The organism is Vibrio sabulosilitoris (assembly GCF_055391395.1).
This window is the reverse complement of sequence record NZ_AP029600.1, coordinates 115,386-142,267: the sequence shown is the minus strand read 5'-3', so window position 1 is coordinate 142,267 and position 26,882 is coordinate 115,386. Positions and strand designations below refer to the sequence as shown.

At 46.7% G+C, this 26,882-nt stretch carries 23 protein-coding genes; 12 read left to right on the top strand and 11 right to left on the bottom strand.

Features of this window, described 5'->3' with window-relative positions; all coding sequences use genetic code 11:
• Nucleotides 1-49 precede the first annotated feature (49 nt).
• The gene (locus tag ACZ5R2_RS16600; protein WP_464903467.1) at nt 50-844 is read right to left on the bottom strand and encodes an alpha/beta fold hydrolase; all 795 of its coding nucleotides are present in this window, start codon (nt 842-844) and stop codon (nt 50-52) included.
• A 229-nt stretch (nt 845-1,073) separates the two neighbouring features.
• Here ACZ5R2_RS16600 and ACZ5R2_RS16595 point away from each other — a divergent pair, with 229 nt between their 5' ends.
• Together ACZ5R2_RS16595 and ACZ5R2_RS16590 are read left to right on the top strand one after the other, a co-directional pair.
• Nucleotides 1,074-1,574, top strand: coding sequence for an acyltransferase (locus tag ACZ5R2_RS16595; protein ID WP_464903468.1), 501 nt, complete (start codon nt 1,074-1,076; stop codon nt 1,572-1,574).
• Between the two features lie 123 nt (nt 1,575-1,697).
• Nucleotides 1,698-2,219, top strand: a complete 522-nt coding sequence (locus tag ACZ5R2_RS16590; RefSeq protein WP_464903469.1) for a GrpB family protein — start codon at nt 1,698-1,700, stop codon at nt 2,217-2,219.
• Nucleotides 2,220-2,424: 205 nt separating this feature from the next.
• Here the strand turns inward: ACZ5R2_RS16590 and ACZ5R2_RS16585 are convergent, their stop codons facing one another.
• Nucleotides 2,425-2,778: a MerR family transcriptional regulator gene (locus ACZ5R2_RS16585; protein ID WP_464903470.1), complete on the bottom strand. Its 354-nt coding sequence runs from the start codon at nt 2,776-2,778 to the stop codon at nt 2,425-2,427.
• A 79-nt stretch (nt 2,779-2,857) separates the two neighbouring features.
• Between ACZ5R2_RS16585 and ACZ5R2_RS16580 the strand changes: the two genes are divergently transcribed.
• The 3 genes from ACZ5R2_RS16580 (at nt 2,858) to ACZ5R2_RS16570 (ending at nt 5,883) form a co-directional block, all read left to right on the top strand.
• The gene (locus tag ACZ5R2_RS16580) at nt 2,858-3,688 is read left to right on the top strand and encodes an aminotransferase class IV family protein (protein ID WP_464903471.1); all 831 of its coding nucleotides are present in this window, start codon (nt 2,858-2,860) and stop codon (nt 3,686-3,688) included.
• 101 nt (nt 3,689-3,789) lie between these two features.
• Nucleotides 3,790-4,254, top strand: a complete 465-nt coding sequence (locus tag ACZ5R2_RS16575; RefSeq protein WP_464903472.1) for a GNAT family N-acetyltransferase — start codon at nt 3,790-3,792, stop codon at nt 4,252-4,254.
• A 492-nt stretch (nt 4,255-4,746) separates the two neighbouring features.
• Complete coding sequence (locus ACZ5R2_RS16570) at nt 4,747-5,883, top strand: MFS transporter (RefSeq protein WP_464919461.1); 1,137 nt, start codon at nt 4,747-4,749, stop codon at nt 5,881-5,883.
• A gap of 142 nt (nt 5,884-6,025) precedes the next feature.
• On the opposite strand, the gene ACZ5R2_RS16565 is transcribed toward ACZ5R2_RS16570, so the two are convergent.
• Both ACZ5R2_RS16565 and ACZ5R2_RS16560 read right to left on the bottom strand, forming a co-directional pair.
• Nucleotides 6,026-6,643, bottom strand: a complete 618-nt coding sequence (locus tag ACZ5R2_RS16565; protein WP_464903474.1) for a helix-turn-helix domain-containing protein — start codon at nt 6,641-6,643, stop codon at nt 6,026-6,028.
• Nucleotides 6,644-6,764: 121 nt separating this feature from the next.
• Nucleotides 6,765-7,712 (bottom strand): IS30 family transposase, encoded by a 948-nt coding sequence (locus tag ACZ5R2_RS16560; RefSeq protein WP_464899512.1) that lies wholly within the window; start codon nt 7,710-7,712, stop codon nt 6,765-6,767.
• A gap of 540 nt (nt 7,713-8,252) precedes the next feature.
• On the opposite strand from ACZ5R2_RS16560, the gene ACZ5R2_RS16555 reads away from it, so the two are divergent.
• Together ACZ5R2_RS16555 and ACZ5R2_RS16550 are read left to right on the top strand one after the other, a co-directional pair.
• Nucleotides 8,253-9,155, top strand: a complete 903-nt coding sequence (locus ACZ5R2_RS16555; protein ID WP_464903475.1) for a DMT family transporter — start codon at nt 8,253-8,255, stop codon at nt 9,153-9,155.
• A 19-nt stretch (nt 9,156-9,174) separates the two neighbouring features.
• Nucleotides 9,175-9,786, top strand: a complete 612-nt coding sequence (locus tag ACZ5R2_RS16550) for a LysE family translocator (protein ID WP_464903476.1) — start codon at nt 9,175-9,177, stop codon at nt 9,784-9,786.
• Nucleotides 9,787-10,001: 215 nt separating this feature from the next.
• Here the strand turns inward: ACZ5R2_RS16550 and ACZ5R2_RS16545 are convergent, their stop codons facing one another.
• The 3 genes from ACZ5R2_RS16545 to arfB all read right to left on the bottom strand — a co-directional run bounded on the left by ACZ5R2_RS16545 (nt 10,002) and on the right by arfB (nt 12,924).
• On the bottom strand, nt 10,002-10,664 hold the full coding sequence (locus tag ACZ5R2_RS16545) for a DUF2057 family protein (protein WP_464903477.1): 663 nt from the start codon (nt 10,662-10,664) through the stop codon (nt 10,002-10,004).
• Nucleotides 10,665-11,015: 351 nt separating this feature from the next.
• A complete protein-coding gene (locus tag ACZ5R2_RS16540) occupies nt 11,016-12,353 on the bottom strand; it encodes an MATE family efflux transporter (protein ID WP_464903478.1) in 1,338 nt (445 codons plus the stop codon).
• Between the two features lie 157 nt (nt 12,354-12,510).
• Complete coding sequence (gene arfB, locus ACZ5R2_RS16535) at nt 12,511-12,924, bottom strand: alternative ribosome rescue aminoacyl-tRNA hydrolase ArfB (RefSeq protein WP_464903479.1); 414 nt, start codon at nt 12,922-12,924, stop codon at nt 12,511-12,513.
• Nucleotides 12,925-13,107: 183 nt separating this feature from the next.
• Here arfB and ACZ5R2_RS16530 point away from each other — a divergent pair, with 183 nt between their 5' ends.
• Together ACZ5R2_RS16530 and ACZ5R2_RS16525 are read left to right on the top strand one after the other, a co-directional pair.
• Nucleotides 13,108-13,818 carry a DUF1223 domain-containing protein gene (locus tag ACZ5R2_RS16530; protein WP_464903481.1) on the top strand — a complete coding sequence of 237 codons (711 nt, stop codon included), beginning with the start codon at nt 13,108-13,110 and terminating at the stop codon, nt 13,816-13,818.
• A gap of 245 nt (nt 13,819-14,063) precedes the next feature.
• Nucleotides 14,064-15,188 carry an MBL fold metallo-hydrolase gene (locus tag ACZ5R2_RS16525; RefSeq protein ID WP_464903482.1) on the top strand — a complete coding sequence of 375 codons (1,125 nt, stop codon included), beginning with the start codon at nt 14,064-14,066 and terminating at the stop codon, nt 15,186-15,188.
• Between the two features lie 33 nt (nt 15,189-15,221).
• On the opposite strand, the gene ACZ5R2_RS16520 is transcribed toward ACZ5R2_RS16525, so the two are convergent.
• The 4 genes from ACZ5R2_RS16520 to ACZ5R2_RS16505 all read right to left on the bottom strand — a co-directional run bounded on the left by ACZ5R2_RS16520 (nt 15,222) and on the right by ACZ5R2_RS16505 (nt 21,463).
• Nucleotides 15,222-17,336 carry a type I secretion system permease/ATPase gene (locus ACZ5R2_RS16520; protein WP_464903483.1) on the bottom strand — a complete coding sequence of 705 codons (2,115 nt, stop codon included), beginning with the start codon at nt 17,334-17,336 and terminating at the stop codon, nt 15,222-15,224.
• 110 nt (nt 17,337-17,446) lie between these two features.
• Nucleotides 17,447-19,363, bottom strand: coding sequence for a bifunctional diguanylate cyclase/phosphodiesterase (locus ACZ5R2_RS16515; RefSeq protein ID WP_464903484.1), 1,917 nt, complete (start codon nt 19,361-19,363; stop codon nt 17,447-17,449).
• Nucleotides 19,364-19,368: 5 nt separating this feature from the next.
• On the bottom strand, nt 19,369-20,046 hold the full coding sequence (locus ACZ5R2_RS16510) for a transglutaminase-like cysteine peptidase (protein ID WP_464903485.1): 678 nt from the start codon (nt 20,044-20,046) through the stop codon (nt 19,369-19,371).
• A gap of 25 nt (nt 20,047-20,071) precedes the next feature.
• Entirely contained in the window at nt 20,072-21,463 is a 1,392-nt protein-coding gene (locus ACZ5R2_RS16505) for an HlyD family type I secretion periplasmic adaptor subunit (protein WP_464903486.1), read from the bottom strand.
• A gap of 262 nt (nt 21,464-21,725) precedes the next feature.
• Between ACZ5R2_RS16505 and pdxH the strand changes: the two genes are divergently transcribed.
• The 3 genes from pdxH (at nt 21,726) to ACZ5R2_RS16490 (ending at nt 26,875) form a co-directional block, all read left to right on the top strand.
• Nucleotides 21,726-22,361, top strand: coding sequence for a pyridoxamine 5'-phosphate oxidase (gene pdxH, locus ACZ5R2_RS16500; RefSeq protein WP_464903487.1), 636 nt, complete (start codon nt 21,726-21,728; stop codon nt 22,359-22,361).
• A gap of 699 nt (nt 22,362-23,060) precedes the next feature.
• On the top strand, nt 23,061-26,177 hold the full coding sequence (gene putA, locus ACZ5R2_RS16495) for a bifunctional proline dehydrogenase/L-glutamate gamma-semialdehyde dehydrogenase PutA (RefSeq protein ID WP_464903488.1): 3,117 nt from the start codon (nt 23,061-23,063) through the stop codon (nt 26,175-26,177).
• A complete protein-coding gene (locus ACZ5R2_RS16490) occupies nt 26,177-26,875 on the top strand; it encodes a 1-pyrroline-5-carboxylate dehydrogenase (RefSeq protein ID WP_464903489.1) in 699 nt (232 codons plus the stop codon). Before putA ends, ACZ5R2_RS16490 begins: the two co-directional genes overlap by 1 nt.
• The last annotated feature ends 7 nt before the right edge of the window (nt 26,876-26,882 follow it).

Genomic DNA, 26,882 nt, shown 5'->3' with positions numbered 1-26,882 from the left:
TAAAAATTAAAAAGTAGAGCGTGAAGTTGTCCGCCCATACACAAAAAAATTAATGTGATTTGGAGCTCTGCGAGTTGATTGCATTGACTATTGCCTCCGCTAACCCCGGTGGATTCTCCCATGCCATCGAGTGACCAGCGTTAGGAACTATACCTACTTGTACACCATGCTTTGACAATACTTCCAAGTCATCGTCGGGTAAAGACTGACTACCAAAAAGGTAGGTTTTGGGTATGCTAAGTGAATATAAGATTTCTCTCCAGCTGGGGTCGCTGCCTTTAATTAACGATACAGACTGGCGATATATCGCTTTTGGAAGACTACTAGTCAAACTAAGAGACCAGCAGGTTGCAGATGTGTCACCTTCGTTTCGGCTTTGCGAAACCAACTCATCATGACCAAAAGCGACGTAATTTTCCTCTGACATGGCTGCGATTTTCCGGCTGAACATACCGCCACCACTATCTAAGTTTGATTCAGATAGAATAATTCCTTTTATGTCTGATAGCATCAAGTTTGCAAGCTCTAAAGCGATGGCACCACCCATGCTATGTGCATAAACATAGAACTTCCCAAGCTTGAGACTAGCAAGGAAGTCATGTAAGTACTCAGCATGAGCTTTAATCTCGTAGGTAAAGAGTTCCGGTTTATCACTGAACCCTGAGCCCAAAAGGTCTATCAATATTCTTCTATGGTTGTTGAGTTTGTGGGTCGTAGCAACGGCTGGATAGTCGAAGGATGAGGCGCATCCTAATCCATGAATGAAAACTATCGGCGTACCATCTCCCAAAAGGTCTTGATAGCAAAGGTTTGAACCGACACTGCTAATACGAAAGTGCTTCACAATAATCCTTTATTTCGATAGCAAACATCTGTATATACAACCAGTATTCATTGTCGATGTCAAGAATCAAGCGTGATAGCAGCATGGTTTAAGTCTGGCTGGTTGTTAAAAGTGACTCGCAACACATGACGTTATTACTATCCGTTGTGTATAGCGTGTAAGATGATAAGCAACTTACTTAATATAACATTGCCCTCTCCGTGACAGGGCGCTAGGTTTTGGAGTTTAAATGGGAAGCCCGAGAGTATTGAAATCTCAAATTAAAGATATTATCTGTGGTGAAGACGTCACTATCATTGAGCCGTCAAATGTCTATGGTTGTGAGCTGAAAAACAATGTATTTATTGGTCCTTTTGTCGAAGTACAGAAAAATACGGTAATTGGAGAGCGCACCAAAATTCAGTCGCATTCTTTTATTTGTGAATATGTAACTATAGGTAACGATTGCTTTATCGGCCATGGAGTAATGTTTGCAAATGATCTATTTAAAGATGGAGCCCCCGATCCAGATCCTGAGCATTGGGAACGCACAGTTATTGCCAACAATGTCACGATTGGTTCGAACGCGACAGTGCTATCTGTAAGTATATGCAGTGGTGTAGTTATTGGGGCTGGTAGTGTAGTGACAAAGGACATCGTTGAACAAGGCATCTATGCAGGGAACCCGGCTAGAAAACTGCGTGATCTACCTAGCAACAAATCTAGCAAATTGCTCAAGAGCGACAGCTAATCTTTGGCATTTTGGACTCGGTTAGGTTTAGTGTTTAAGGCAGCTTTGTTTGTTTTCAGTAGTAGGTTAGCTACACCTTGGTAAGGCGATAAAGCACTTATAAAATAAAGAGTAAAGTTACTTATGGAAATACTTAAATATAGGAAGGTTGAAGCTAGTTTTAATCCTTGGACTCCATCTTATCTGGAGGTGGCTCAATCGATTATTAACCTAGTTAGTACAGATAAAGTTGAGGTCATACATATTGGCTCTACATCTTTTAGAGTTGGAGGAAAAGGTATAATCGATCTATCTGTTTTGTACAAAAGTGGTGACTTAGACCTGGCAGTCAATCACCTAATAGACTTAGGATTTCAAGACCAAATCAGTAATAAGCCATTTCCACCAGAAAGACCAAGAAAAGACGGTACTGTTCTATTTAAGGGGAAAGAATATTTAGTGCATGTTCATGTTATTGAGTTTGAGAGCGAAGAGCACAAAAAGCAGGTGCAATATAAAAATTATATGCTGAATGACCCAGCTGCTAGGGAAAAGTATGAGTTGTCCAAGAAATCCATAATAGCAAACGGTGTGACTGAGCAAGAATCTTATGGCAAAGAAAAATCACCGTTCGTCAAATCGGTTTTAGAGAGAATAAACAACTAGACTGGTATCATCTCTGGGTGTGATTTAGCTGTGCAATAAATGATCAGTGCTACTAGCTAGCCTAAACTATTGTGCGGCTGACACTGCTTCTGGTAAAAAGTCCCAATACCAAGGGATTTGCTTTAATCTTCTATTTTTACCAGTCACTGTTTGCATAAGGCAAGACAAACCTTGAGCCACTTTAGCAAGATTAATTAATATTAATTCAGCGCGATTCAATCTCGAATAAAAAGCTATCCAGTATTTCTCGGCTTTTTGCCAGTTTGGCCGCTTTCTCATCGGCAATTTGAATTTGCTCATGCAATAGCTTTCTCAGCTCATCACAAGGCTCAAAAACAGGCTCATCGCCTCTTATACAAGGCAAAAACTGTAAAATTGTCGTCAGGTTCATACCCGCAGAGCTCAGTAGTTGGATCCGCTCGAGCGTGCGAACTTCTCCCTGAGCAAAATCTCGATACCCCGCGACAGTCCGCTTGGGTTTGAGAAGTCCACGTTCTTCATAGTAACGCAGCATGCGGATACTTACACCCGTTTGCTTGGACAGTTCGCCTATTTTCATGCTTACCTCTTGACCCTCACAGTACTGTGAGGGTTTATGCTAACGGCTCGACAAAATTGTTCAACTAGGATATTACACTATGGCTATAAAAACACTCACCGACCAAACTTTACTAAATGGGCAGTCGATACCTAGCTCTGAAATGACACTCTTAGCATTTTCTGGATTTGCACACTTCACCGCACTGCAGGTTCGAAACAAAATGATAAAAGGATTAGACCTACACTTAGACAGGTTACGTCAGGCTTCTAAGGCACTATTTGGCAGAACATTACCTGATGAACTCGTGCGGTCTTACATTCACTCAGCCGTTGAAAGTGGGTTGGATGACCAATCACTCACAGTGACCATGTATTCGCCTAAAGGCGAATTTACAGTCGACAGCATGGACAGTGATCCTGCAGTACTCATCCGCACCAGTTCACCAGCGAATGGTCCCAAAGGTCCACTAAGATTGGCAGCGATTAACTATGAAAGACCACTTGCTGAAATTAAGCATGTCGGAGAAATAGGAAAGACCTACTTCTTACACCAAGCTGTGCAGCAGGGCTTTGATGATGCGGCGTTTGTAGATAAAAACGGTCACCTCACCGAAGGCTCTATATGGAATCTGGTTTTTTGGGATGGCGAAACCGTTATCTGGCCAAGAGCACGCATGCTCAGAGGCACGATGATGGCAATAGTGCAAAGACAGTTAACTGAGCTTGGTATTCCGCAGCGTAGTGAATCGATAACCCTTGAGCGACTTACTGAACTACGAGGTGCCGCGGTCATGAATTCATGGACTCCTGGTATTAGTATTACAGAAATTCAGTCAAGTAAATTCACCAACTCTGAGCAATTAATTTCGCTACTTCATAGGGCTTACAATAGAATGCCGTCCAAAAAAGTATTAATAGATACCATCTAAAAACGGATATGCAGTACTTTTTTTGTATCGGCGCTGACAAATGGAAAGTACCCATGTATAAAAGGTGAGTACTTTCCAACGAATAACTAATAGTAAAAGCCATGATAGAAATCCGAAATTACGAAAGAACAGATGCATACGTAACGTGGACTTTAAAGTTCCAGACCATTCGAAACATCAATATTCGTGATTACTCATCAGAGCAAGTTATAGCTTGGGCTCCCGATAACATGGATATGGATACTTGGACCAAGCGCATCGATGACATTAAGCCATTTATTGCCGAGATTGATGGTCAAGTCGTTGGTTTTGCCGATTTGCAACAAGATGGCTATATTGACCATTTTTTCTGTCATCAAGACTATCAAGGTATTGGCGTCGGTAGAGCATTGATGGAGCAGATATTTTATATTGGGAGAGCAAGAGGCTTGTCACGTTATTACTCTTGTGTCAGTTTAACTGCTCGACCATTCTTTGAGCGTTACGGATTTGATATAATCAAAGAGCAACAAATGGAGGTTAATGGGCTGTCAATACCAAATTTTGTTATGGAGAAAGTTGGATAGCAAAACAACTTCAACTCAATCATGTGCAAAATAAGCTTTGGAACGACTTAGTATGTTAGAGTTCATAGACTGATCAAAACCTGCTAAAAGCATGGTCGATTAACAATGGACATGCAGAGTAAGTTCAATACTGCGCTTGTAGATAGCGAATCATGCCCTGATGTTATTAGCATACCTTTTGAATCAAGTTATTCCGATGAACGGATACAATGAAAACGGCTGAGATAAGCTAGCGTTAGCTTGAGGCTTCAAGTTCCTTACGGATGTCGTGAAGGGGAATGCTTCACAGTGGTATCTTCTCTAGTCATGACGATAAAAAGGTCACAACACTGGCAGCGATACAGCAAATTTTACTGTTGCTTCTAGTCTTAGTGCCTGCTTAGCAAAGTATGTAGCCAAACCTGTCACATTTGACAGTTTAATTTCAAGCTGAAAACGGTATAACTGCATAAGGCACTTTTGGGGGAGGTGCTGCAATTAGAGGATAGTGAAATGATAATGTATATAATACCGATAATATGTGGCTTGACCGTAGCAAATATGTACTATGTCCAACCATTGGTTCCCTTGATCACTAATGACTTAATCATCTCCTATGAGAAAGCTTCAATGCTATACTCCCTTTCTTTATTTGGTAATGCGCTATCTTTGTTATTTTTGACTCCTTTAGGGGATTTTTATAGCTATAGAAAATTAGTCTCTCTGCTATTTTTTATTTCTTCTGTATCATTAATGGGTATCTTTTTTTCAGTAAATTATCGCACTTTGTCTATTGCATCAGTATTTATTGGAGTGGGAACATCAGCTATCCCTCTTATTACTGCTGGAATAAGTAAATATAATAAGCAAGAAGAAAACACACAATATATTGGCAGAATAGTGGCGGGTGTTTTGATTGGTATACTTATGTCTCGCTTTCTATCAAGCATGATGAGTGAGTTTTGGGGGTGGAAATCTGTCTATGCTCTTTCCGCGCTACTTATGTTCCTTTCTGGGGGCTTTCTAACTGTTTATTTTCCCGAGACTAAAAGAATAGATAGGGTAAAGAAAAGCTCGTACAAGCGTATTTTGTACCAAAATATCAGTGCATTTTTACAGAATACGACAATTAGGCAGCACTGCTTCAATGGTTTTTTTATCATGTTTTTATTTTCCGCTTTCTGGAGCAATGTTTCTATGTATTTAACAACATCTTCCGGGCTTAATCAGTTTCAGATTGGGTTGTTCTCCCTGACTGGTGTGGCTGGAGCATCATCCGCACTTTTCTCTTCCAGCATACTGAGGCGCTTACGCTACAGGAGCAATGCAATGTATCTGTTAATCGCAGTGAGTTTTCTGGCGATGGGATTGTTCGGGGCTCACTTGTCTATAACAGTCTCAGCTACCCTCCTTTTTGATGCGATGATTCAGTTAATACACATCAATAACCAGCGTGGTATTTTTTCTTGTTGCCAAGGAAACGAAGCGAGTGCTGCAAGCTGCTATATGATAAATTTTGTTATCGGTGGTACGATTGGTGGTTTTACGTCATCTTATATCTATGCAATATCAGGATGGAAAGTACTACTTGTTAGTTGTGCATTAATATCCCTATTTCCTGTATTTATCAAAATGAGAAATAAAAGCTAGTACTAGTGTCTATGTGCATGACTTTAGTGACACTATTAATTTTTCATAAATAAGATATTGTTGTCATCCAGCCAAGAGATAAAGTGAAGCTACTTTGATCTAGTATCTTTGCTGAGATAATATTATGAAGATTTGATTCTTGCTAGATTAATCTTTCAGAAGTTGCTTTGTATATCGCATAACGAACAGAAGTTACATCCAGCTTAGTGAGAATGTTATTGACATGAAACCTTACTGTTCTTTCAGAAATGTTGAGAATTAGTGCAGACTCTGCATACGTTTTCCCTAGTTTCACTAGGTGAAATACTTCTTTTTCACGTCTGCTGAGGGAATATTTATTTTTTTTGACATAATGATTCTCAAACAGACTCATTATGTCAAAAAAAATCTGATGTTTATTCTGACTGTATAGCTCAATAAAAGCATCATCATTATGATTAAAGTACATAGTGAAAATAATAAAATCATAGTTTAAGCGTATGGCAAAACTCACGCCATTGTATATGTTGTATTTTGATGAGAAGTATGATAGGTCAGTATTTTTAGTCTTAAGGGAGGACCATTTTAAAGGTGTGATTCGGTCTTTAATATTTAACACAAGATGACTTCGAAGGTGCATTTTTCTTTCTAAGAAATCTTGCTCCCATCCACGTGACAGATTCGACATAATTGAAACTTCATCGAGAGGGTTGAGTATGACAATTGAATACTTTTGCAAATCTATCTGATTGAGATACTCTTCCACAATTTTATTTAACATAACTTTATCTACACAGGTAAAGGCTATTGACACTGCCAGCTATCGGCACAAAGACTTTTGTAGTACCTTTATTAACTTAGTTACCCCCGAATTCAACTGCGAAGTGCGACACTCTCCAATATCAAGCAGCTAAAGCCATTTTGGTAAATACAATGGCTGGCTGTTTGAAGCCTAAACACTTTCTTGGTCGATAATTTATCCGCGATAAAGCAAACTCTATATCAATGTCCGTCACCGTCGATAGATCGGTTCCTTTCTTCACATATTGCCTCAAAAGGCCGTTCGCATTCTCATTAGCACCTCGCTCCCAAGAGCTATAGGGATGAGCAAAGTACACATCTGCCTCCAACTCTTTTGCGATAGTTTCATGACCTGCAAACTCTCGCCCGTTGTCCGCGGTGATGGTATGCACATGCTCCTTGTAAGGCATGAGTAGCTCTATTGTCGCCTGGGTAACGTCATCGGCTGACTTAGATGGTACTTTCTTTACCAAGTAAAACCGGGTCTTACGCTCTAAAATAGTTACCATTGCGCCTGTACCATGCTTACCTAGAACAGTGTCAATTTCCCAGTCACCAAACCGCTCTCTGCTGTCGACAATGCTTGGTCTGTCATCAATTGAAACGGCATTCTTAATCGCAGGAGCTTTCTCTTTTTTACCGCGACGATACCGCTTATGGCCTTGCCTCAAGTGGCGATATAATTTACCGCCTGAGCGCTTGTCGCTAGCAACAAAACGATAAATCCACTCATGGCTGACTGCTGCGCCGGCTTTCGTTAAGACGTTGGATATCTGCTCTGGACTCCAATCCGCCTCTAGAAGAAGACGAATAAAGTCAACACGTTCCTTTGGAATTCGGTATTTTAGTGCAGCTCTCCGTCTGGTGATGGACACCATCTGTGCCGTGCTTGGACAGTAATGATTGCTCTTACGGCCTCTTTTTAGCTCTCGATAAACCGTCGAGCGATGGCATTGAACTGTTTTAGCGATTTCAGAAACTGAAATTCCCCGTTCCAAAAGAGCAGAAATCTGGTATCTTCTGCCCTCGGTCAACTGCTGATAATTCATGGTAGTACTGCTTGTTTCTTTGGCGAGAAGAGCGTACCACTTTCAGCAGTTGGCTTCCTCTTCTACACCTTCCCATGAATGTCGCACTTATTATCTGAAATCGGGCCATTATAACACTGTACTTATTTAATTAACACGACCCTATGCCAAAAGAGCGTCACATTAATTGATAGTATTGATAATTACAATTAATTGTAGCATCGAACGACTAGTCGTTTTGATTCGTACTTGTTTATGAAGTCCTTCCTAGATACGCCTTTGTAAGAGTATTAAGTTGAGTAGTGTTAACTTGTACTCTTAGATAGAAAGATTAATCACTTTGTCCGAGTGGATATTCAATTGGTTTTGAAACAATTAACTATATACATCAAAATATCACATTATTAATATCGCTTTATTTGATGTGTCATTTTAGTTATTGGTTTTTATTGTCTATAGTGCCGTAAAGTATTTTTGGGCACAATGGCACATATGATAGCTAGGGTTAACTCAAAAAAAAAACAGATAGTGAACTAGCAACGTACCTGATAGGTAAAGCTGATGACTAATAATCTTTCCAAAGAAAAATGCCTTTTTATCGCAGCATGCACGTCATTAGCATGGGGAGCGACAGGTGTGTTTATTCGTTTTTTGCCTGCTCTTTCACCTTTTTCTATTGCAGCAGGTCGTTTATTATTTGCCTTTTTGTTCCTTCTACCAACATTTTTGTTTTCAAGTAGAGTAAGGCATAGTTTTATAGAGGTAATAACCGAGCCTATAGCGTATTTTTTAGCGCTATTAATGATTGGTTATTACCTGCTCGCTACAACCGCTTTTCAACTATCTTCTGTCGCTGAATTAGCTTTATTGCTGAGTATTACTCCTATATATGTGATGATGTTTTCTTTTATATCTGGGAAGAAACCATGTTTCCTAGAGGTCTTGGGAGGAGGGGTAGCTATCAGTGGCTTAGTAATAGTCTTGCAACCTAATGCTATGTTGATGGTTAATAGTAGCAACCAATTGTTTGGTAATATATTGGCGATGATTGCAGCTGCTTTGGTAGGGTTATATTCATTTATATATCGCAGTCTTAGCCAAAAGAAATCCTCACCTGATAGTATTGGAGTCTCTGCTCTCACTTTCTTTCTGGGGAGCATTGTATTACTGATTTTTACGTTGAATGAAAGAGATTATGGTAATTTAAGTAGTTTAGATGGTAAGCAAATATTAGTTTTGGTAATGTTGGGCGTGTTCTCTACTAGTTTTCCTTCGATAGGGTTTGCTATCGTATCAAGAGAACTACCACCATTGATAAGTGCATGTGTTTCGCTAATGATTCCTCTTTTTGCTAGTGCTATGGCTTTTGTTATTTTAACTGAAGTTCCGTCTTTATGGTTTATCCCAGGGGGGACGCTTGTTTTGGTAGGGGTTGGGATTATCCTACGTTATCAAAGTTCTTGACTTAATAATGGTGTTCGAGATGTTATACTTAGATGTAATATTATCTATATCAATAGTTTGGGTGGTTGCTGTTATATCACCTGGGCCGAACTTTTTTTTAGTAGTTTACACAGCAGTCAAAGGTAGTAAATCAATGTCTATCTTTACTATAATGGGCATTGTAACTGGTACCTTTGTATGGTCATTGTTAGGCTTTCTTGGTATTGCATTGATATTTAGTACGTTCCCATTAATATATTTTTATCTTAAGATACTCGGAGGTATTTATCTTATTGGTATTGGGGTCAAACTACTAAGTAGGAAAGAAAAACATGTAAGTGATATAAGTAGTCGCCATCGTTCCGCTCTTAGTTGCTTTCTAGCAGGGTTTTTGACGAATGTACTGAACCCCAAGACGGTAGTATTTATTACAAGTATGTACGCAGCAACTATACCGGTAAATGCTTCTTTGGCTATTGGGCTTATATGTGTTGCCACATTGTGCATTATCTCTGGATTATGGTATTCGTTGGTATCTGTGATATTTTTCAATGAATCTGCTAGAAGGTTGTACCTAAGAGAAAAAGGTAAAATTGAAGCTATAGCTGGTACTATTTTTATTGGTTTTGGGCTGAAATTAGCAATACTTTGATAGTAGATTTTGTTGATATATCGAATTTACCTATCAAGAATGAGTGATGAGAACATATTAGTGTAAGCTTTAAAGTAATCAAAACAGCTGAGAAGGTTGTTAGATTTTTTATTCACGAAATAATAAAGGCTCTAAATTTGACTTAGAACCTTCATTAACTTGTTATAACTATCTGCGCTTGTGCCCTGTATTAGTGGACTAAACTAAAAGGACTTTTATTGAGCATCAATATACGCTTTAAAGCGCGCTTTAGCATCATCATCAGCTTTGCCATACCAGAAGTACAGCATCTCTTCTGCGGTGCTGATTGAGCCTTGTGTTTCTGGCAGCTGAGTAGGGACCGCAGAGGTCTCAGGAAGTTGGGCAGGGATCGCCGCCGTAACTGCAATACCAACCGCCGCTACACCACCTGCGCGGTTGTAGTCCTCAATTTCACGCACGTAGTCGCGACCAATCTGCATGCCGTCTTTGATCAACTGATCTTCTTTAACATCAACGCTTTGACCAGCTTCGTCAACGAATTGCCACTCCATGGTGTTGATTTTTGAACGGGCATCAGCAGCATTGCGGTAGCGCGGTAAGTCAAATTGCAGTTCTTGGTTGCTGGCATTGAATGTTGCGATAGTCGCTCGGCTATCAATGATGTCACGGTCACCACCACGGTCGAAGTAAGGCGAATAGCGAAACACAACTTGGTTTTCACCATCAGGCAGAGTCAGGGTTTTGGTTGCCGAGAACAGGCCCCCAGCGAGCTCAGGCTTGTCTTGGTTGACGGCCAGAATTTTCACGGTCTCGGGTACATCGATGGTCACAGCGGCCATACCGTGTGCGCTAAGAGATAGTGCGATTAACGCTGCTAGAGAATGAATACGTTTCATTGCAATTATCCTAATTGAATGGTTTAACGACCCAGCAAAGTTGCTGATTTCGAGTTAGATTGCCTAGCTGTGCTTCAGAATGCAACTGTTGGATGGACTGTAACGCAAAGTTTTGCTTGTATTTGACCTTTTAGTAGCTGGAAAAGGTTATAGGAGCGAGGACGGGCATAGCCCTACGAGTTGCGAGGCGTGTTTTGGTTGTTGTTACTTTTATTGCTAAAGACTAAGTTGTCGGTGGGTGGTAAGGGTGTGAGAAACCAGAAAATATGGGGCATGGAGTCTAGGTTTGTTAGGGAACACTCGATACTCGATACGAAGTGCACCCGCAGTAAAACATCCTTGCCCCTTGTCCTAAACCTTGGTGTTGACCCAGCAGCGTGAGCGCCAGCGGTAAGCCATGATGATACCTCGAACCCATTCATCTAGCGCAGTGGCCATCCAGGCGCCGATCACGCCCCAGCCCCAGTGAATACCGAGAATGTAGCTCATGGTGACACTCAGGCCCCACATGCTCAGTATGCCCATTTGAACCGGGAATTTAACGTCGCCGGCCCCTTTGAGTGCTGAGATGTAGATAAGGTTAAATACTCGCCCTGCCTCTAGTACGATGGAGCCTAAAAGCAGTGACGAGGCTAAGAGCAAGATCTCTTCTTGGTCGGTAAAGATGGGTAGGATGAGGTCGCGATTGAGGTAAAAGAACACCGACATCATGGTAGAAACCACAAAGCCGATTAAGAAATAACGGTGCACACGCTTGTAGATGGACTCAACCCAGCCACGACCAATGTAGTACCCTGCCTGAATCTGTGAGGCTTGACCGACAGCCAAAGCGAACGCAAACGAGAAGCGTGCGATATTTTGCGCGTAAGTGAACGCCGCCAGTGAGGCGGTGCCCATTTGCACTACAAAGTAGACGATACAGATTTGCGCCAGATTGTAAGACAGGACTTCACCGCCATTCATACCGCCAATCTTAAGGATACTCTTGTAGATTGGCTTAGGAACCTGCTTACCTTGATTGAGTGGCAATGCGATTGGGCTGTGTTTGGCGATCCAAACCAGCATCAAAGTGCCAATCACCTGGCTGGCTACTGTTGCGATAGCCACACCTTGTACGCCATACACCGGCAAGCCAAAGGGCTGGTACAGTGCAAGGTAGTTACCTGCTACGTTTAACACACCGCTGATCAGGTTGACCACCATTGGTGCCCGAGAGTAGCCATGGCTGCGCAGGATAGTAGTCAGGACAATACCGACGGTGACATTAAAGGTCATCACGCCGCTGATCAGAAGGTAGTCTTTAGCATATTGCTCGACTTGGGCCTCCAAACCGTACAGCGGGATAAAGTACACTGCAACCATTATCGCCAGCCCACTCAGTAGTGCGCCAATCGCGAACGATAGCCAGATACTTGCCACCCCGACATGGGTAGAGTCACTGTGTCGCCCCTCACCGTTGTAGCGCGCAATCAAGATCCCTGTGCCGCTGCTTACAAAGGTGGAGACAATAATTAAGAAAAACGTTATCTGAGTGATCACACCAACGGCTGATACCGCTTGGTCTGAGTAGCCACTCAGCATAAATACATCGCTGGTCCCTAGCGCAGTACGTAATAGAATTTCGATAAGAATCGGCCATGCCAGTGCGACGATGGACATTCGTTTATCGAGATTTTGACCTTTTGACATCAATTTCTACTCGAAGCACTAAAAATAATAAAAACGCGGCAATATACTCGATTTTGGGGTCACAAGGCTATGACTATTTTCTGCGCAGTTTGATTTTTCGTTCGAGTTGGTTGTATTTGGAGGAAGGGGAGGGGGCAAGGATCGTCATCACATAGCGCTAGTAGCTTACCTTGCCACGCAGAGACTTGGTGGCACCAGCGCGCTTTTTGTTGTCTAGGCGTTTACGTTGCGAGGTGCGAGTGGGTTTAGTCGGTCGGCGTTTTTTCTGCACCACCATCGCGGCTAAGATCAGCTCTTTAAGGCGATTGAGTGCGTCCTCGCGGTTCTGCTCTTGGGTGCGGTATTGCTGCGCCTTGATCACAATCACGCCCTCTTTGGTAATGCGTGAGTCAGAGAGCGTTAATAGGCGCTCTTTATACACACTAGGTAGGGCTGATCGATGGATATCAAAGCGCAGGTGAATAGCGCTGGAAACCTTATTGACGTTTTGACCACCGCTTCCCATAGCGCGGATAGCCGAGAGCTCGACCTCCCATTCTGCGATGGTGACATTGTTTGACAGTGTGATCATAGTGGCGCTATCCATTGATGAGTTAGCGCTGATTCTAATCAACTTTACCCAGTTTCGCCATGGTCTTGGCAAGTTCGGCTTTTTTCTCCAAGCGGGAAGCATGACTCAAAGCCGGGTTGAGATGAAAGAAACTCAATTTCTTACGGGTCTTTGTCTAAAACTCGCGTCTCAAGGGAGAGGGTAATGATGCATTCTATGCCACTGATGAGCAGTTTGGGCTTATTGCTCTTGGCAACCACTGTCAATGCCGAGCAGCAGACCTGGACACACCAAGGCAAGCCCGCACAACTGGTGGAACTGTTTACCTCCGAGGGCTGCTCCAGTTGCCCACCAGCCGATCAGTTTTTAAGTCAGTTACAGTCAAAGCCGCGCTTGTGGCATGAGGTGATCCCAATGGCTTTTCACGTTGATTACTGGGACCGCTTGGGCTGGAAAGATGAGTATGCCAACCCCGCCTACAGTCAGCGGCAGCGCCTGTATTACTCCTACGGCGCACTTAGCTCCGTCTATACGCCAGGCTTTGTGGTTGATGGGCGAGAGTGGCGCGGTTTTTTTTATCGCCATAACCTGCCTGAAAAAGTGGTTGAGGATGCGGGTGCTCTGACTCTGGTCCGGCAAGACGATGGCTTTTCTGTACGCTTTGAACAGTCGGGTCGCTACACCGCCCACTTGGTGCTGCTAGCGATGGACGAATCGACTAGGGTCAGAGCTGGTGAAAACCGAGGTCGATATCTGGAACATGATTTCGTGGTGTTAGAGAAACTTCAGGTCTCAGGAGAGCAGCAATGGCAATTTGATAATGTGCCAGTCGATGCCAGAGCTGATGCGGTGGCAGTCTGGTTGACACAAGGGGTTGATGGTCAGCCTGTTCAGACGGTTGCCGGTCTTTTGTAGCGTTTCACATATTTGCGGTGTGGCGTATCACAACATCAGCCAACCTAGATACGACTAACACTCAGCCCTGTTTGGCGGAAATATTAAATTACACTAACTAGTTTACTTTTCTCTGATGCATGCTTATAGTACACCGAGTAGTTTACTTATGATGATGAACCACCATGGTAAACGGGTACGCTTCGCCAACTCAACAGAGGTCATCCGGCGCTAAGCGTGATGTTCCCAAACGTTAGAGAGTAATCATGAAATTGACCCTTCCTCGAATCACGCTGGTAGGCCTGGCGGCTATGTCGCTACTGGCATGCGGTCGCCAAGAGATAGAGTTTGAGCATCAACATAGTTTAATTCAACATGGCAAACCAGGCGCTCAATACCGTGATGGTAAGTTCCACAACACAGAACTGGTTTGGGATATGAGTATTGGCAAGATGCGCGAGGCAATGACATCGGCGCGCCACGAAGCCTCGACACCAGACCACTCTTTGCCAAGCCGAACGATCCCAGAGGGTGAGTTGCAAGCACAGGGCGTCGATCGCCTTTACCGCTTAGGGCACTCGACGGTATTGATGGAGCTTGGGCAGGACTGGGTGATCACGGACCCGGTATTTGTTGATCGCGCCTCACCTTTGCAATGGATTGGGCCAAAGCGCTTTGACCCTAGCGCTGTTACGATAGACCAACTGCCGCAGCTTAAGGCCGTGGTAATCTCGCACAACCACTATGACCATTTGGATAAGCACAGTATCCGTCAGCTTGTTGACAAGAGTCAGCATTTTATCGTGCCGCTCAAACTGGGCGCGCTGCTTGAGCGTTGGGGCGTACCGCGCGAGAAGATTATCGAGCTGGACTGGTGGCAAGGGGTTGAGCTTGCGGGCCTGACCATCAGTGCTACCCCAGCACAGCACTACAGCAACCGTGGTCTGCTCGATCGTGATAAGTCGCTATGGGCAAGCTATGTGCTTGAGACAGAGCAAACACGAGTGTTCTTCTCTGGCGACAGCGGCTATTTCTCCGGATTTGCGGAGATTGGTGAGCATTTCGGTGGCTTTGACCTTGCCCTACTCGAGGTGGGTGCCTACAACGAGTTGTGGCGCGATATCCATTTATTGCCAGAGGACGCGATGCAAGCGCACCTAGACTTGCAGGCACAGGTTCTGGTGCCGATCCACAATGGCACCTTTGATTTAGGACGCCACGCATGGTGGGAACCGTTTGAAGCGATGGAAGCACTCGGTGTTGAGTATGACACTCAGGTGTTGCTGCCGATGTTTGGTGAGCCAGTGAGCATCAAATACCCTAAGCAGTCAGTGGCCTGGTGGGAAGACTACTTACCTGCTGACCATCAGCCATATATTGCGAGCTACTGATTATCTCACGAGTCAGCCATGTGGCTGACTCGTTCAGTTTACCGCCCTCACTCGCCCATTTTTCAGGTCATTGAGTACCTCCGATTTACGCCCATCGGCGATAATCGCGCCTTTCTCCATCACAATCACCCGATCAACCACATCCAGCATCGACATCTTGTGTGTGATGAGTATCAGTGTCTCATGAGACTTGAGCTGAGAGAGCTGGTGCTTGATCTGCATTTCGGAGCGATTATCCATCGCGCTGGTAGGCTCATCGAGCAGCAGTACTGGCGGTCTACCCAACAAGGCGCGCGCGATGCTGACTGCTTGACGTTGTCCACCTGAAAGCAATGCTCCACCCTCACCCACCTGGCGCTCAAGCCCCGCGGGGTCTTGTTGAGTAAACTGAGTGACGCCGGCGCGATTCGCCGCATCCAGTACGTCTCTGTCATCCGATAGTGGTCGACCTAAAGTGATGTTGTCGCGGATACTGCCGTAAAACAGTTGACTGTCTTGTGGAACGCAGCCGATGTTGCGCCGGATATCAATATGATGCAATTGCTCGATATCGGTATCATCGATACGCACGCTGCCCTCTATCGGTTGGTATAGACCCATGATCAAGCGCTCAAGCGTGGTCTTGCCCGAGCCAATTCGGCCAATGATCGCCACTTTTTCACCGGGCTCAATCGAGAGGCTAACATCGCGGATTGAGGCGACCTGTGCTTCTGGATATTGGAAGGTGACTTTATCTAGCTCAATCTTGCCTTGGACAATCGGGCGGTGGATGTAGCGCTTGCCATCTTCTTGCTCGTCTGGCATCGCCATCACCTGCTCAATAATGGCTAAAGAAGATTTGGCTTGGTTGTAGCGGGTAGAGAGCAAAGACAACTGCACCAAAGGCCCAATGGCTCGGCCACTGAGCATGGTCGCAGCAATCAGTCCGCCCATGGTGAGATCGCCGCGCGCGATCAGGTACACACCGACAATGATCATCCCGACACTGCAGGCTTGCTGGACAAAGCCCGCGGCATTTTGGATCCCATCGGTGATCCGGCGGCTCTTGATGTTCCAGTTGGCCATGTGCGCGACGGCCTCTTCCCAGCGATACTGATACTGACTTTGCGCGCCAAACAATTTTAGCGTCTCAAGACCGGAGAGGCTCTCGATCAGGTTGGCGTACTTTTGTGAGGACAGGCGCGATCCTTCCTCGATCGCGCGCTTGAGCGGCCCTTGGATCAATAAAGAGTACAGGATCAAGATGATCACGCCGGCCAGTGGTACATAGACCAGATCGCCAGCCATAAGCCAGATCAAGGTGAGGAATAAGATCGCAAACGGCAGATCAATCAGCGAAGAGATGGTGGCGGAGGTGAAAAATTCACGGATCGACTCGAACTCCTGTAAGTGGCGAGCAAAGGCGCCAACTGAGGCGGGTTTGGACTCCATGCGGATCCCCAGCACTTTACTAAACAGCTTTGATGAGATCAGGATATCGGACTTTTTGCCAGCAATGTCAATGAAATAGCTTCGAAGCAGCTTCAGAAACAGATCAAAGCTAAAGATAATAAATACCCCGCTGGCGAGCACCCAAAGCGTCTCAAAGGCCAAATTGGGCACCACCTTGTCATACACGATACGTGTGAACATGGGGGCCGCGATGGCAAATAGGTTTATTAGCACCGAGGCGATCAACACATCGCGGTAGATGCGTTTCGACTGCCACAGCGTGCCCCAGAACCAGTGGCCATCTTTGGTTTTCAGCACCTCGGGTGAGCGCTCATCATAGCGAAACTGCTTTTTGACCAGGAAGTAACGACCAATATATTGCAGCTGTAAATCTCCAAGTGGAATAGAGATCGGTGCCAGCCCCGATTCAACGTTAACAATCTCTGCTTCTTGTTTTTCGCTGTGAATGGCGTTGAGCACACAGGCATCACCGCCTTTAAGCATCAATACCACCGGCAATACTAGCTGGGATATCTGCTCAATATCGCTGCGATTTTCACGCGCCACCAATCCTGCCCGCTCCGCCGCGCGGGGAAAAAGAAATGGAGTGAGGCTGCCGTCAGCAAGTGGCAGGCCATTGATCAGGGCTTCGGGTGAGTTCGCTAAGCCGTAGTAGCGACTGATGTAGATGAGCGAGTTAAGTAATGGGTCTTGCATAGTTGCGTTGCCTTTTATTTTGCTCAAGATAGCTTTCTGCTTAAATTGTTCGTTGTTGTCATTATTCGCTGCTTAAAGAGCTTGTTGCTTCAATAACTGGGGTACTCAAATTACTCCGGGCTGTCGACAATAAAGCCCTGGAAGGCATCGATAAAGTGCTCTGATAGCATCTCCAGTTGTTGTTGGGTTTCAACCCTTGAGGCGATGGTGGTGATACCCAGATTATGCGCAGTGCGTGATATCGACGTCAGGGTGTATTTTTGTTGCTCGTCATCGAGTTGGTGGGTAAATAAGTAGTCAATCTTGACGTATGAAGGCGCAAACTCGCGCAGATATTCGAGCGCTTGGAAGTTACGGCCATAGTTATCGACACCAAAACAAGCGCCATGGTTGCGCACCGCATTACAGAACAGAGCAGCATAGTGGGGGCTCTCAATGAAGGCGCGCTCTGGCAGCTCGAAATGCAGCAGCTGAGCGATACGTTTGTGCTTACCAAGCTTGTAGGTGATCCAGCGAATAAAGCTGGGCTCTTCAATACTGGTGGCTGAGATATTGATGGCGATAGGCTCTTCGAGTGCCTCAAGCTCCAGCCTGTCAATTACCTTATCAATCACGTATTGGTCAAGCTCATGGCTGGCACGCAGCTGTTCGAGGGCAAACAGGTATTGGTTGGCACTATAGCGCTTATCACCCACCACGATCGCAGTGAAGACCTCACGATGGTAGGTTTTGCCCCAGTTGCTGTTGGCGGCCTGATAGCGAAACTCAAACCAATCATTGTGAATCGCTTCCTCCACTAAGGCTTTCCACTGCTGCTTACCCATCACGGACTCGGCATGCTCACTGGCGACAAAGTGATAGGGTAGTTCGGGGTTGCTGGTGGCATTGGCCAAGGCATTATCAAGCAGTGACATAATGACGCTGCTGCTTTGTGGGCGCTGGTTATAAACTACACCCAATGACAGGGGGAGCGACGCCGTAGCGGTGGGGTCGGGATTGACACTCTGCACATAGTTAATGATGTCATTTGCTAGCTGGTGCAGCTCTTCTTCACTCGCCGCCGGGAGGATAAAGCCTATCTCATTGGTTGAAATCCTGGCGATGGTCACGTCAGGCAGATGGATCGAGTTCACGAGCTGCTTGGCGACTCGGTTGACCATCTCATCCCCTTGCTCGTAGCCTTTTGTGTCGTATATCTGCTTAATAAAACGTGCCTTAAGGATGGCAACGCCGCCAAGCCCCCCCTCTTCAAGCCAGCTCTCGAGCTGACCGAAAAATAGGGTTCGGTTACCTAGATGCGATACTGGGTCGATGTACGCCTGCTCTCGCAAACGCTGCGCCTCCATGACTTGTGATTTAAATGCCTCTTCAACCTGTGCAGACATTTTATTGATCCCACTGACAACAAACTGCAAGTCTTTGGTGGCGGGCTCTGGTAGAGGGTCGCCAAATTGATTGTTGGCGATTTGCTCCATCTTGCCGACGATCATTTTGAGTGGATTGAGGGCACGCTTGAGTACCAAAGAGATGCTGATAAGCCCCAATAGAAAAATAACCCCGAACGCCAGCATAATGCGCTTTAGCGCATGCCAAAGTTGCAGATAGGCCTCGCCAGGGTGGCTGACGATCTCCACCTGTGCCAGCTGCAGCCAACCACTGGTGATCACCCGTTGTTCGCTGATCTGGTCAAAAATACCAAGATTAAGGAACCAGTTGGGCACCTGGCTGGGATGAACGGGGAATGAGCGTAGGATCTCGTTGTCGTTTTGCAGAAACTCAAGCCGGACCCGTGAGTAGGTGCCCCCGTCAAACAGGGCGTTGAGCACCGATTCCACGGCAACATTGTCCTCGTTTTCTAGGTATGGAGCCAGTGCCAAGCCGACAGTATTGATGGTGTTACGTACCTCGGATCGTTGTTGCTGCTCAAGGTTGTTGCGTGTTGTCTTAAGCTCAATGATCGCAACCGATACCAAAAGCAAAACGAACACGGCAATCATCCCGACTACCAACTGTTTATAAAGTGTCATAATCCCTACTCATCAACGTCAATTATTGGTCTGTTCAAACTGTCTGCCTTTTGACGGGCTTGTAAATCGTTCCACAGGTTCAAGCGAGAGGCATCACCTGCTATGCGGCTTTTTTGTGCCTTGATTAACCATAGATTCTTCGCATTGAAGCTAAAAATCGGCTGCAAATCTTCACGTGTCGAAGCCCTACGTACCACAGGGTCGAGATTGTCGAGTATCAAAGGCTCGGCACTCGGGGTAGAGTAGTAGGCCAGTACCATATGAAATTGGTCTAGCTCTATCGCCTTAACATAGATAAGGCGCAGCTTATTTTCCTCAATCCCTAACTCACGCAGTGAGTAATACTTAGCGATGGTGAAATCTTCACAATCTCCTGCATTTGAGCCAAGGAACTCCAGTGGGGTCGCCCAGTAATCCTTTTTTCCCCAAAGCTTGAAATCATCGATAAAATGAATCTGGTTAAAGAAATCGTTGATTTCACTCAATTGCACCATAGCAGGCTCCTCAGCGAGATCGGCCATTAGGCTGCGCCAGCTCATGACTCTTTGCCCTGCCCTTGGGCCGTAAAACTCACTGACCATCTCGACCCATTGCTGCTCGACTCGACTAAATGCACTTAAACCAGATGGCGTTATCAGCACTAGGCTCAACAGCAGCCATTTTGCTGCCTTGCACTGACTCATTAGCAATCGTAGGTGGAACACATGCTTATTCTCGTAATGCGTTTTGCTGCGCACTGAACAAGGGTCTCAATAGATAGTTCAGTACGGTACGCTTGCCAGTGATAATATCCACGCTCGCCGTCATACCGGGAATAATTGGCAGTGATTGATCGCCACCTAGGCTGGTTTGTTCGGTGCGTACTCGAACCAGATAGAAACTGTTGCCCTCTTCATCTTGAGTCGTGTCAGCGCTGATGTGCTCAAGTTTGCCACTCAGCCCGCCATATTTGGTGAAGTCATAGGCACTGAATTTAACGATGGCGTCTAAGTCTGGGCGTAAAAAGGCGATGTCTTGCGGGGCAATCTTGGCCTCAACCAATAAGGTATCTTCACTTGGCACGATCTCCACAATGTCCATACCCGGTTGAATGACACCACCTACGGTGTTGACATTAAGGGTCTTGACCGTACCTGTCACAGGGGAAATCACAGTGGTGCGATTGACTCTGTCTTCCAGTCCTATGGTTGACTCGGTCATGGCGGACAAGCGATCCTGAGCTTCATTCAACGCCTCTTGGTGCTCAATGATGAACTTCTGCGCGGCATCAATCCGGCTGAGCATGGCCTCGCGCGCTTCTGAGCGCAGGGCAGGGATTTTAAGCTCGGTTGAGGTGAGATCGCGCCGCGTATCATTGACTTGTCGTTGAAGTTTGAGAAGCTCAACCTGCGGCACCACGCCTTCGTCGGCCAAAGGTTTAGTGATATCGAGCTCTTTTCGCGCAAAGTTATAGCTTTGTCGTAGGTTAACTGTGCGGGCTTGCGCTTCAACCAACTCTTGCTGTTTTTGTTGAACCTGTTGGTCAATCAAAGACAGTTGACTACGTAGCTCATTAAGCCCTTGAATATATTCAGCGCGTTGACGCGAGACCAAGGTCGGCTCCTTCTCAAGCAATTGTTCAGAGTAGATCAGCTTGTTGGTGGCGATCTTGACGTTATCTCGCCAGTTATCCTCGCTGAAGTCACCACTGATTTCGATACTGTCGATGGAGGCCCTGAGTTGCTCTACCGTGGCGCTAAGGTTGAGAACCTGTTTTTCGCGCTCACGAAAGTCGGAGCGAAAACGAGTGTCATCCAAGAGCAATAGCTGCTGCCCTTGCTCGACCTGTTGACCTTCAGTAACGAGGATCTCTTTAACTAGCCCTCCCTCTAAGTTTGATACCACTTGGATCTGCGAGGAGGGGACAACCTTGCCTTCTCCAGCGGTGACCTGATCAATTTCCGCCCAAGCTGCCCAGGCACCGGCGGCAATAAAGAATATCATCACTACCCAAAGCAACACACGTGCACTGCTTGGGGTGTTGAGGAGCAATGCCGCGGTTTGGTCATCGACATAGTCGAGTTCTTTATCTGAGAGCTTGTCAAAGCGATCTTTGCTCATTGCTGTCCAGTCCTTGATCTATCCTTGATGCCAGAGCACTTCGCTCGGGCGAGGTTAACGCTTTGATGATGTTTAAATTACGCGTACGTAGGTTACTACTAGTTAAGGACAAACTTTGTTGCTTTCCAAATCGTATACCCAAAGGATCTGAAACGGCATCTTGCGGTTAGTTGGCTATAACAACTTGCAGTATGTGGACTATCCAAGCACAATCTATATCCAAGTCACTTGGGTATAGCAAAACCGAAATAAGAGAGAGCACATGGACTTAGCGGGCATTCGCCGTGAGTACAGCCGTGATGGCTTACGACGTAAAGATTTAAACGATGATCCAATTGATCAATTCAATTTTTGGCTTCAACAAGCGATTGATGCGGGGTTAACCGATCCTACCGCAATGACCGTTGCGACGGTCGATGAACGTGGGCAGCCGTTTCAGCGCATTGTGCTGCTGAAAAACCTGACTCAAGACGGGTTTGTGTTTTACACCAACCTGGGTAGTCGTAAGGCGCAGCAGATAGAGCACAACCACCGCGTTAGCCTGCACTTTCCATGGCATCCACTCGAGCGCCAAGTTCATGTGACTGGGGTGGCTGAAAAACTCAGCGCCGTGGATAACATGAAATATTTCTTGTCACGACCTAAAGAGAGCCAGCTTGCGGCAATAGCCAGTAAGCAGAGCAGCCGCATCTCAGCACGTGGTGTGCTTGAAGCCAAATACCTTGAACTGAAGAAGCAGTTCGAGCAGGGCGAAGTACCCGCACCTAAATTTTGGGGCGGCTACCGCATCAAACCTGAGAGCATCGAGTTCTGGCAAGGCGGAGAAAACCGACTTCACGACCGTTTCCTCTACACCAAAGACGATCAGCAATGGCAGATTGAGCGTCTAGCACCATAAATGCATAAAATAAAGGGGCGAGTAGCGGGTTTCGCTTCGCTCCGAGTGGCGAGGGGTTTGATACGTGTGTTAAGCCCTTTGCATCCCTTGCGCTTCGTTTATCTTCGTCCGCTATGTAAATAAAGTTACCCGTTGGGTTCTGATATCAAGTAACTAATTTCGTGCACAGAACGCCTCGAACCTCGTAGGGCTTTGCCCGTCCCCGCACCTCGAACCTTAAAAAACTTGGTCAAGCATTAGCCGTAAGTTATCTGCTCTTGATCATCGTTCCGAGTGGTTTTTATCACAGTTTTTTACATGATCACGACTTGATCTCTCTTCATTACATCTATTCTCGAAGCGCCTACACCAGTGGGGTTGAAGGTACCTTGCAGTAGAATGCACCTCTTTTTACTCACTGTGCCAACTCCGCGAAAATCTCGATTGTGTAGGCCAAGCCAGTCACTCTTTCTGCAACGATAGTTCGCCATGATCATCGTTCCCGGCCATAAAGATTAACTCGACAAAAATGGGCTTTGTTTTTGCCTTGCGTGTTAAAGGCTGCTAATCATAAAGGGTTAAAGATCAAAAGGATTTATCCCGCAATCAAAACACACGGCAAGGAAGGGCAAAGCCCTTCGAGGCGCACCTATCCTCACAACGCAGTGTCCCCGAAGTGAAACGTCCCCGCCTCTCGCCCCGGTCATCTAGAGGGAAGTCATGTTCAATGCAAAAGAGGTACTGAATCGCGAGTTTCTCGAGCAGCCGCTCGATGTGCTGTGGGCGCATATATCCCCTCTGTATATGGTGGATGAAAGCCTATGGTTGCAAGAACTTATCCCACTCGCCACGCCCAGCGAGGCAGAAAAAGGCCAAATTCAAGCCGATACCCATTCGCTTATCGCATCGATTCGTCAAGACAAACAGTCAGTGCAGATGATTGATGCATTGCTGCTTGAATACAGCCTAGATACCCAAGAGGGAATTTTACTGATGTGCCTTGCTGAGGCACTGATGCGTATTCCCGATAGCGCCACTGCGGATAAGTTGATCAAGGATAAACTGAGTGTGGCGAATTGGCGCTCTCATCTCAACAGCTCAGAATCAGTGTTTGTCAATGCCTCTACCTGGGGCTTGATGCTAACAGGCAAAGTCATTGGTCTGGCTGAGAGTGATAAGCAAAGTGCGGTCGGTGCGCTCAACCGCTTGGTGAATACCTTGTCTGAGCCAGTTATCCGCCAGGCGATGCATCAAGCGATGAAGGTCATGGGGCACCAGTTTGTGCTCGGACGCAGTATTGATGAGGCACAAACCAATGCATCCGTCATGCAAAAGCAAGGCTATACCCACTCTTACGATATGCTGGGTGAAGCCGCATTGACCCAAGAAGATGCCAGCAAGTACTTTGAGGATTACCTGAGTGCTATTGAGGCGGTAGGGCTGGCAAGGGTTGAGCCCAACTGCCCACACCCGTCGGTGTCGATTAAGCTCTCTGCCCTCCATCCCCGCTATGAGGAGGCGCAACGTGAGCGAGTAATGAGTGAACTGTATACCTCGGTCGAAAAGCTGCTGCAACGGGCTGTCGCTCTTGATGTGCCCATCACCATTGATGCCGAGGAGGCGGATCGGCTTGAGCTGTCACTGGCTCTGTTTGCCAAGCTTTATCAGTCGCCTAGCGTAAAAGGCTGGGGCAAGTTCGGCTTAGTGGTGCAAGCCTACTCCAAGCGAGCGCTTGCGGTATTGGTTTGGCTTAATCGATTGGCACAGTTGCAGGCCGATACCATCCCAGTGCGCTTGGTCAAAGGGGCTTACTGGGATAGTGAGATCAAATGGTCGCAGCAAGCGGGTTATCAGGCTTACCCTGTATATACTCGTAAAGAGGCCACCGACGTTTCGTATCTGGCGTGCGCTCGCTTTCTGTTGAGTGGGCCCGTCCGTGGTCATCTTTATCCACAATTTGCCAGCCATAACGCACATACCGTCACTGCGATAGCCAGTATGGCCACCCATCGCGACTATGAGTTTCAGCGTCTGCATGGCATGGGGGAGTCGCTTTACCAGCACGTGAAGGCGCGCTGCGACCAGCCAGTGCGGATCTATGCGCCAGTTGGCAGTCATAAAGACTTGCTGCCTTACCTAGTTCGTCGTTTGCTAGAGAATGGCGCCAATAGCTCTTTTGTCCATCGCTTGGTGGATAGCCGCTGTCCAATAGAGGTGCTGACTCAGCATCCAGTTGATACGCTGCTGGCGCAGCCGAGGTTAGCAAATCACCAGATCCCTCTGCCACCAAGAGTATTTGGTCCACGTGATAACTCACGCGGCATCAATATCGATATTGAGAGTGAGCGCTTACCGTTTGAGCGTGAGGTCATGTCTTTTCATCAGCAACAATGGCAGGCCGGTCCCCGGATCAATGGTCAATATGTCGAAAGCATGATCAAGGAAGCCTCACACTCTGTCTATGCGCCTTATGATCGGCGCAAACAGGTGGGTAAGGTGAGTTTTACTCACCTTGATCATGCGTCCGAAGCGATTGACGTCGCCAAGCGTGGCTTTCGCCGCTGGTCTGAGTGGCCAGCTGCTGAGCGGCGCCAGTGCTTACTGCGTTTGGCCAACGCACTAGAGGACAACTTTGCTGAGCTGGTAGCGATGTGCCATCACGAAGCAGGTAAGACGCTATATGACAGTATCGATGAGGTGCGCGAGGCGGTGGACTTTTGTCGCTATTACGCCAACTTTACCTCGCTGTTTGAACCATATCACCAGGTAAACCATCGCGGTGAGCCGCAGCAGTGGCAGCGTATTGGGTGTGGCGTGTTTGTCTGCATCAGTCCGTGGAATTTTCCGTTAGCGATTTTCACCGGTCAAATCTGTGCAGCGCTAATGGCGGGCAACTCAGTGATAGCCAAGCCAGCAGAGCAGACAAGCTTGATCGCGGCGCGCGCGGTGGAATTGATGCATGAAAGTGGCTTCCCTGGTGATGTTATCCAGCTGCTTCCTGGACAAGGTGGGGAGTTAGGTGGTTATTTGACCCAACACCCGGACATTGCCGGTGTCGCTTTTACTGGCTCAACCGCAACAGCACAAGTGATCAGTCGCTCATTGGCAGCGCGTGATACTCTGCCAGTGCCCTTTATTGCCGAAACTGGCGGGCAAAATGCAATGATTGTTGACAGCACAGCACTGCCTGAGCAGGTGGTACGTGATGTGATTCGCTCAGCCTTTGCCTCGGCAGGTCAACGCTGCTCAGCGCTGCGCGTGTTGTTTGTGCAAGAGGAGGTTGCTGATCGGATTATTTCCCTTATTCGCGGGGCCATGCGTGAGTTGAAGGTGGGGCTGCCTTATCTGCACAGTAGTGACATTGGCCCTGTGATCGATCAAGCAGCAAGGCGTTCACTTGAGCAACATATCGCTACGCTGCGCCAAACCCAAACCCTAGTCGAGCAGGTGTGCCTTGATCATGCTTACGAGGTGGGTGATTTTGTTGCCCCCTGTGCGTTTGAGATTGACGATATTAATTGTCTCACCAAAGAGCAGTTTGGCCCCATTTTGCATATCGTGCGTTATCGTGCACAGGAGCTTAGTAAGGTGGTGGAGCAGATCAACGCAACTGGCTATGGTTTGACCATGGGGATCCACAGTCGCAACGAGAGCACCTATCGATGGATTGAGCAGCATGCCCAGGTGGGTAACTGCTATATCAATCGCGATCAGGTTGGGGCTGTGGTTGGGGTGCAGCCATTTGGAGGACAAGGGTTGTCTGGAACCGGCCCTAAGGCAGGTGGTCCACACTATCTGTACCGCTTTACGCGTTTGATCGCTATGGAGGCGCAGTGATGAATCCGCAGACTAGGTTATTTGAACAGGCAGAGCGTGCGTATGAGTACTGGCGTCTTGTCGAAGTAACACAGCGCAGTGAGTCTTTACATACCTTTCAGGCTCAGCTTGCGAACCAAGAGCCTGCGCTGGCCGCTATAACGGCTAGGCAGTTAGCGCAAGGTCTTGAGTTGCTGCAAGAAAGTATCTCGCTCGATGGTCCTACCGGTGAAACCAACGAGCTGTACTTAGCGCCGCGTGGAGTGACCCTGCTGGTTCAGCAGCAAGAGGGCACCTCTGGGCGAATCGCCATCGCAGTACAGCTGATCATGGCGCTAATGGCAGGCAATAGCGTCATGCTGTGCAGTCAAGATAGGGCGTTTGTCCAAACGGTTGAACAAGCATGGCAAAGCACCGCTCAACCGACCAATCTTGTCCAATGCTGTAGCTTGGAAAGCTACGCAGATATTGTCAAGCAGGCGATCCGAGTGACGGGTTTTGTTGGCAGTGAGGCGATGGCCATTGAGCTCAATCGCCGCCTAGCACAGAAAAAAGGATATATAATTCCGTTAGTTACTGAAACTGATATGGTGCAATTACCGCAGGCACACGATATGATGTTGCTGTTGAGATTTTGTACAGAGCGTACACGAACGATCAACATTACAGCTGTGGGCGGCAATGCGACATTGTTGGAGCTAGGAAAGCCGCCACACTGATCACAGC

Bases quoted from the DNA above. Each gene is read 5' to 3' on its own strand.
- ACZ5R2_RS16595 (WP_464903468.1), top strand. From the start codon at position 1,074: ATGGGAAGCCCGAGAGTATTGAAATCTCAAATTAAAGATATTATCTGT.
- ACZ5R2_RS16590 (WP_464903469.1), top strand. From the start codon at position 1,698: ATGGAAATACTTAAATATAGGAAGGTTGAAGCTAGTTTTAATCCTTGG.
- ACZ5R2_RS16585 (WP_464903470.1), bottom strand. From the start codon at position 2,778: ATGAAAATAGGCGAACTGTCCAAGCAAACGGGTGTAAGTATCCGCATG.
- ACZ5R2_RS16580 (WP_464903471.1), top strand. From the start codon at position 2,858: ATGGCTATAAAAACACTCACCGACCAAACTTTACTAAATGGGCAGTCG.
- ACZ5R2_RS16575 (WP_464903472.1), top strand. From the start codon at position 3,790: ATGATAGAAATCCGAAATTACGAAAGAACAGATGCATACGTAACGTGG.
- ACZ5R2_RS16570 (WP_464919461.1), top strand. From the start codon at position 4,747: ATGATAATGTATATAATACCGATAATATGTGGCTTGACCGTAGCAAAT.
- ACZ5R2_RS16565 (WP_464903474.1), bottom strand. From the start codon at position 6,643: ATGTTAAATAAAATTGTGGAAGAGTATCTCAATCAGATAGATTTGCAA.
- ACZ5R2_RS16560 (WP_464899512.1), bottom strand. From the start codon at position 7,712: ATGAATTATCAGCAGTTGACCGAGGGCAGAAGATACCAGATTTCTGCT.
- ACZ5R2_RS16555 (WP_464903475.1), top strand. From the start codon at position 8,253: ATGACTAATAATCTTTCCAAAGAAAAATGCCTTTTTATCGCAGCATGC.
- ACZ5R2_RS16550 (WP_464903476.1), top strand. From the start codon at position 9,175: ATGTTATACTTAGATGTAATATTATCTATATCAATAGTTTGGGTGGTT.
- ACZ5R2_RS16545 (WP_464903477.1), bottom strand. From the start codon at position 10,664: ATGAAACGTATTCATTCTCTAGCAGCGTTAATCGCACTATCTCTTAGC.
- ACZ5R2_RS16540 (WP_464903478.1), bottom strand. From the start codon at position 12,353: ATGTCAAAAGGTCAAAATCTCGATAAACGAATGTCCATCGTCGCACTG.
- arfB (WP_464903479.1), bottom strand. From the start codon at position 12,924: ATGATCACACTGTCAAACAATGTCACCATCGCAGAATGGGAGGTCGAG.
- ACZ5R2_RS16530 (WP_464903481.1), top strand. From the start codon at position 13,108: ATGATGCATTCTATGCCACTGATGAGCAGTTTGGGCTTATTGCTCTTG.
- ACZ5R2_RS16525 (WP_464903482.1), top strand. From the start codon at position 14,064: ATGAAATTGACCCTTCCTCGAATCACGCTGGTAGGCCTGGCGGCTATG.
- ACZ5R2_RS16520 (WP_464903483.1), bottom strand. From the start codon at position 17,336: ATGCAAGACCCATTACTTAACTCGCTCATCTACATCAGTCGCTACTAC.
- ACZ5R2_RS16515 (WP_464903484.1), bottom strand. From the start codon at position 19,363: ATGACACTTTATAAACAGTTGGTAGTCGGGATGATTGCCGTGTTCGTT.
- ACZ5R2_RS16510 (WP_464903485.1), bottom strand. From the start codon at position 20,046: ATGAGTCAGTGCAAGGCAGCAAAATGGCTGCTGTTGAGCCTAGTGCTG.
- ACZ5R2_RS16505 (WP_464903486.1), bottom strand. From the start codon at position 21,463: ATGAGCAAAGATCGCTTTGACAAGCTCTCAGATAAAGAACTCGACTAT.
- pdxH (WP_464903487.1), top strand. From the start codon at position 21,726: ATGGACTTAGCGGGCATTCGCCGTGAGTACAGCCGTGATGGCTTACGA.
- putA (WP_464903488.1), top strand. From the start codon at position 23,061: ATGTTCAATGCAAAAGAGGTACTGAATCGCGAGTTTCTCGAGCAGCCG.
- ACZ5R2_RS16490 (WP_464903489.1), top strand. From the start codon at position 26,177: ATGAATCCGCAGACTAGGTTATTTGAACAGGCAGAGCGTGCGTATGAG.